This is a genomic window from Miniphocaeibacter sp. (genome assembly GCF_049276255.1).
In the GTDB taxonomy this organism is placed as follows: Bacteria; Bacillota; Clostridia; order Tissierellales; family Peptoniphilaceae; genus Miniphocaeibacter.
Window position 1 is genome coordinate 1 of sequence record NZ_JBASWB010000063.1, and the last position, 5,575, is coordinate 5,575.

5 protein-coding genes are annotated in these 5,575 nt (G+C 33.2%); all 5 read left to right on the forward strand.

The window, feature by feature from the left end; all coding sequences use genetic code 11:
* Positions 1 to 290, forward strand: a 290-nt coding sequence (locus tag WAO56_RS08545; protein ID WP_422146325.1) for a mannonate dehydratase, incomplete at its 5' end; no start/stop codon positions are given.
* A 20-nt stretch (positions 291 to 310) separates the two neighbouring features.
* The gene (gene yiaK / locus WAO56_RS08550) at positions 311 to 1,315 is read left to right on the forward strand and encodes a 3-dehydro-L-gulonate 2-dehydrogenase (RefSeq protein ID WP_422145024.1); all 1,005 of its coding nucleotides are present in this window, start codon (positions 311 to 313) and stop codon (positions 1,313 to 1,315) included.
* A 33-nt stretch (positions 1,316 to 1,348) separates the two neighbouring features.
* Positions 1,349 to 2,659, forward strand: coding sequence for a citrate transporter (locus tag WAO56_RS08555; RefSeq protein ID WP_422145025.1), 1,311 nt, complete (start codon positions 1,349 to 1,351; stop codon positions 2,657 to 2,659).
* 13 nt (positions 2,660 to 2,672) lie between these two features.
* Positions 2,673 to 4,805, forward strand: coding sequence for a hydantoinase/oxoprolinase family protein (locus tag WAO56_RS08560; protein WP_422145026.1), 2,133 nt, complete (start codon positions 2,673 to 2,675; stop codon positions 4,803 to 4,805).
* Complete coding sequence (locus WAO56_RS08565; RefSeq protein ID WP_422145027.1) at positions 4,806 to 5,432, forward strand: hypothetical protein; 627 nt, start codon at positions 4,806 to 4,808, stop codon at positions 5,430 to 5,432.
* The last annotated feature ends 143 nt before the right edge of the window (positions 5,433 to 5,575 follow it).

Sequence of the window (5,575 nt, forward strand, 5' to 3'; positions counted from 1 at the left end):
AAAACAAAATTGCTTGTGCCCATGTAAGAAATGTTAAATATTTAGGATATAGGAAATTTAGGGAATCGGCACATTTTTCACCAGATGGTGACTTAGATATGTTTGAAATTATGAAGGCTTTTTATGATACTGGCTTTAATGGATATATTCGTCCAGACCATGGAAGAATGATTTGGGATGAAGAAGGTAGACCTGGCTATGGTTTATACGACAGAGCCTTAGGTTTAGAGTATTTAACTGGTCTTTGGGAAGCTATTGAAAAAATGGATAAAATTAGTAAAAATAAATAATTTCTAAAAAGGAGGTAAGTATGTTTGTTCAATTTGAAGAGTTAAAATCGGTAATTAAAAAAGCTTTGCTAAATGCCGGGTTAACAGAAGAACAGGCGGAGATTTGTGCTGAAGTACATGCACAATCAAGTAGAGATGGTGTAGAGTCCCATGGACTTAATAGGGTTCCAAGATTTGTAGATTATGTTAACAAGGGATGGGTTGACTTGAATTCTGAAATGGAACTAGTTAAGGCTAAGGGCTTTATGGAGCATTATGATGGTGGTTTAGGAATTGGAATTGTAAATGCTAAAAAAGCATCTAAAAGAGCTGTGGAATTAGCAAAAGAACATGGTTTAGGACTGGTGACCTTAAGTAATACTACTCACTGGATGAGAGGTGGTACATATGCTTGGGATACTGTAGAAGAGGGATTTATTGGAATAAATTGGACCAATACAGAATCTTCAATGCCTGTATGGGGAAGTAAGAAACCAACTATAGGAAATAATCCGATTTGTATTGCAGTTCCATATAAGGACAAACCATTTGTATTAGATATGGCAATTAGTCAATATTCCTATGGGAAATTAGAAGTTACAAGATTAGCAGGTAAAGAGCTTCCTTACCCAGGTGGGTTTGATAAAGATGGTAATTTAACATCTGTACCAGGAGATATAGAGGAATCTTTAAGAATTTTACCAATTGGATATTGGAAAGGTTCAGGTTTTGCCATTGCCTTAGACTTAATGGCTAGTATGCTAAGTAAGGGAAGAACAGCAGCAGATATGGACAAAGAAGGTAAAGGCAGCTGTACAGGTTGTTCTCAAGTCTTTATTGCAATAGATCCATATGTTTTTGCTACAAAAGAAGAAACTGAAAAAATAGCGGAAGGATTAATTAATCAAGTTAAAAATGCAGAAAGAATTGACCCAAATAGAGAAATAACATATCCAGGTGAAGGCGTTCTTGCAAGAAGAAAGAAAGCGTTAACTGAAGGGGTACATGTAGACGATTCAGTATGGGAAGAGGTTAAAAAACTATAGAAATATAGTTTTAATACATAAAAGGAGGAGTTTATGGATATTTTTATAGGTATTTTATTGTTAATATCATACTTTGGACTTATTTATTATGCTGCTAAAGGTGGAAACCTAATGGTTGGTTTTTTCATAATGGCAGTAATATGGATAGCTCTATGTATGATAGGGGGAAACTTAAAGTGGAATCCAACAAATCCAGACGAAGCTTCAGCTATGAAAGATATTTTACAAGGTGGACCGGAAAGTTGGGGAGCAACAGCCGTAAATGTTATATTTGGTAGCTGGTTTGGAAGAATTTTAATTGAAACAGGAATTGCAAAAAAATTAATACGTTCTGTTACAGAACTAGGTGGAGATGATCCTTTAATAACAACTGTTTTACTTTCAGTAGTAACAGGAATTATTTTTACATCAACATTTGGAGCAGGTGCTGTTGTAGCTATAGGAGTTATTGTACTTCCTATTCTAATGTCATTAGGAGTTCCAAAACCAGTAGCAGTTACAAGTTATTTAATGAGTGTTGGTAGTGGTATGTACATAAACCAAGTTCTTTTTACTCAAATGCAAGGAATATTTGGGGATATGAAATATGATAGTAATTATTTTCCATGGGCATTTGCAGCAATGGCAGTTCAGTTAATAGTAATTGCAATTATGTTGGTTTTCAATTTAAAAACTAAGAAGAAGAGAAGAAGAGCGTGGGCAGCAAGAGCGGTTAATACTGTTGAAGAGGACTATGTTCCAACAATAGCTATGATTACTCCAATTATTCCTACAGCATTAGCAATAATTTGGAATTGGAGTGCTATACCAGCCTTTATTGTTGGCTCACTTTGGGGATTAATATTCTGTAAGAGATTAACTGGATTTAGTCAAGCGTCAAGAACAATATCCAGAACTTTCTATGATGGGGTAATTGATGTTGCAAGTTTATTGGGATTCTTGTTTATACTACCTATGTTTAACAAGATTTCCGGAGTAGCAGCACCTTATTTTGAAGCCATACTAGGTGGAATATTACCAAAATCCACTATAACTTTAGCCTTAGTATTTGCTATAATAGCACCTTTTGGACTATTTAGAGGACCTTTAACTATATTTGGAGCAGGAGCAGCAACAGTAGGAGTATTAAGTGCAATAGGAAACTTTTCAACTCCATTTTTATTCTGTTTAATGTATGTTCCTACAATAGCTATGAATTTATCTGTTTGTCCTACACAATCATGGAATTTATGGGCCCTAAACTATAGTAAAGTCTCTGTAAAGGACTTGTTAAAAACAGGATTTATTTGGGCTTGGATAATAGCTATTATAAATATAGTACTAGTTTATTTCTTTTTTGGATAGATAGGAGGATCTAATGAGTAATAGAAAAATAAGAGTTGGTATTGATGTTGGTGGTACTCATACAAAAGCTGTTGCCATTGATGATTCAACCTATGAAATAGTTGGAATAGGCTCTGTAAAAACAACACATGAGGATGAATTAGGAGTATCAGCAGGAGTAGTTGAGTCCTTTAAAAAATGTTTAACTGAAAACGGAATATCACCAGATGAAGTTACCTTTATAGCACATTCAACAACCCAGGCTACAAATGCACTATTAGAAGGTGATGTTGCAAAAACCGGAATTATTGCAATGGGACAAGGAGTTGTTTCAGGTTTCTTATCAAAGATTCAAAGTAATATTAAGGATATTCAGTTAGATGATTCTGGTAAAAGAAAAATAACAACTGCACACAGATATATAAATTTAAAGGAAATTAATTCAGCAAAGATTAATGAAACAATAGATGAATTATTACGAGAAAATTGTAAAGTATTAGTAGCTACTAAAACTTTTGGCGTAGACAATATAGACGAAGAATTAGAAGTTAAAAAGTTAGGTGCAAAAAGAGGAATAGAAGTAACAGCAGCATCTGATATAAGTAAATTATATGGACTTACAAGAAGAACTAGAACAGCGGTTATAAATGCTTCAATATTGCCTAAGATGTTTGAAACAGCAGACAGTACAGAGTCAGCAGTAAGAAAAGCTGGTATTAAAGCTCCACTTATGATAATGAGAGGTGACGGTGGAGTTATGGACATAGAAGAAATGAGAAAAAGACCAGTACTTACAATGCTATCTGGGCCAGCAGCTTCAACAGTAGGTGCTTTGATGTATTTAAGAGTTTCAAATGGTATTTTCTTTGAAGTTGGAGGAACTAGTACAGACATAGGTGTTATTAAAAATGGTAGACCTATGGTTGATTACGCTGTAGTAGGAGGACAAAATACCTTAATTAACTCTTTAGATGTCCATGTTTCAGGAGTAGCAGGTGGCTCTATGGTAAGGGCTAGTAAAAGTAAAATTGTAAAAGTTGGTCCTAGATCTGCCCATATAGCTAATTTACCTTATGCTACTTACACTGATCCGGAAAAGTTAAAAGATCCTAAGGTAATAAGAATAGAGCCTATGAAGGATGACCCATCTGATTATATAGCAATAGAATGTGCTAATGGTGTAAGAGTTGCAGTAACAGTAACAGATGCAGCAATAGTACTAGGTATTGTAAAAGAAGGCGATTTTTCATTTGGAAATAAAGAATCTAGCTTAATTGCAGTAGGGGCTTTAGCAGAAGAATTAAATATGTCTGTTGAAGATTGTGCCAAGGCAATACTTGATGATGCAGCAAACACATGTATTGATGTAATAGAGGAATTAGCAACAAAATATAAAATAGAAAGAGAACAAATTACCCTAGTAGGTGGTGGCGGTGGAGCCTTAACCTTGTTACCTTTTACAGCAAACAAAATGGGGCTTCCTTATCAGATTGCAGATAATGCAGAGGTTATTTCATCTATAGGAGTTGCCTTAGCCATGGTAAGAGATGTAGTAGAAAGGGTTATTCCTGATCCTACACCAGATGACTTAGCAGAAATTAGAAGAGAAGCAACAGACATGGCTATTAAGTCAGGAGCAACAGCAGAAAGTGTGGAAATTCAAATAGAAATTGACTCACAAACCTCTAAAGTTAGGGCTATAGCAACAGGTTCTACAGAAATTCAAACCCAAGACTTGTCAAAATCCATAGAAGATGATGAAGCTAAGAAAATTGCAGCAGATTCAATGCAAGTTGATGTTTCAAAAGTTGAAATACTTGCTAAAAACTCCCACTTCTTTGTTGTAGGATATGAAAAACAAAAAACTATGGAAATTAGAGTAGTAGATAAAAAAGGCTTTGTTAAAATACAAAGATCCGATGGAGATGCTGTTGCAACTACAGCTGCAGGAGTAAGAGCATTAACAGATAAGCTATGGGAAGAAATGTCAGTTTATAAGTCAGATATTAAATTATCTCCAGACTTCTATATGTGTATAGGTGCTAAGGTTATAGACTATGAAGGAATGGCATCACTAGAACAAATGCATATGGTAATGGATTCAGAGTTAATAACAAGACCTTCAAATGAGGAGATAATATTAATTTCAGCAAGAAATGATCTATAAATGAAAGATGAAATAACAAAATTATTAAATATATCAGATTATGATTATTATAAATATTTGTTAAATCAAGACCCTATAAAAAACAAAATAGATAAAAATAAAATTGACTATTTAATATCTGAATCTGTTAAATGTGGGGAAGATGAAGGGGATAAATTATTAAAAAAATATAATAATCAAGATATATTTAAGATTGTAAAAGAAATGAATTTGGATATTAGTTTTACCCATAGCTCAGAAACAGGGTATTATGGATATTTTGAAGAGCCAAATAAAATAGTTATATATAACAATTCAGTGGAAGAAGCTTATGAGTTTTTCAAAAGTGAAACAGATATATTAATTAGTAAAGAATATATCGAAAGAGTTGTATTAGCCCATGAGTTATTTCACTATATAGAATATAAGAAACCTGATTTATTTATAAATACCTATAAAATAAAATTATGGAGTGTTTTAAAATATACTAGAAAGTCAAATATTGCTTATTTAGGAGAAATTGCAGCAATGGCCTTTGCCAATAAATTACTTGGTAAGGACACCTACTCACATATTCTAGATTATATTTTATTATATAATCTAGATAAAAATCAGGCAGATATATTTTTTCAGGAGATTACAAACTAAAGGTTTAGATATTTAAATAGGCTCTTTGTCAAATAGTGTTGATGAAGAAAATAATAATATTTGCGGTTCAAGCTAAGAAGCTTGAGCCGCTATTTCATTTTCAAAACCTTTAAACTTAAACTTATGAAAACATAACATAATCC

What these genes read in the sequence shown, in the direction of transcription:
- yiaK (WP_422145024.1), top strand. Translation starts at nt 311, where the DNA reads ATGTTTGTTCAATTTGAAGAGTTAAAATCGGTAATTAAAAAAGCTTTG.
- WAO56_RS08555 (WP_422145025.1), top strand. Translation starts at nt 1,349, where the DNA reads ATGGATATTTTTATAGGTATTTTATTGTTAATATCATACTTTGGACTT.
- WAO56_RS08560 (WP_422145026.1), top strand. Translation starts at nt 2,673, where the DNA reads ATGAGTAATAGAAAAATAAGAGTTGGTATTGATGTTGGTGGTACTCAT.
- WAO56_RS08565 (WP_422145027.1), top strand. Translation starts at nt 4,806, where the DNA reads ATGAAAGATGAAATAACAAAATTATTAAATATATCAGATTATGATTAT.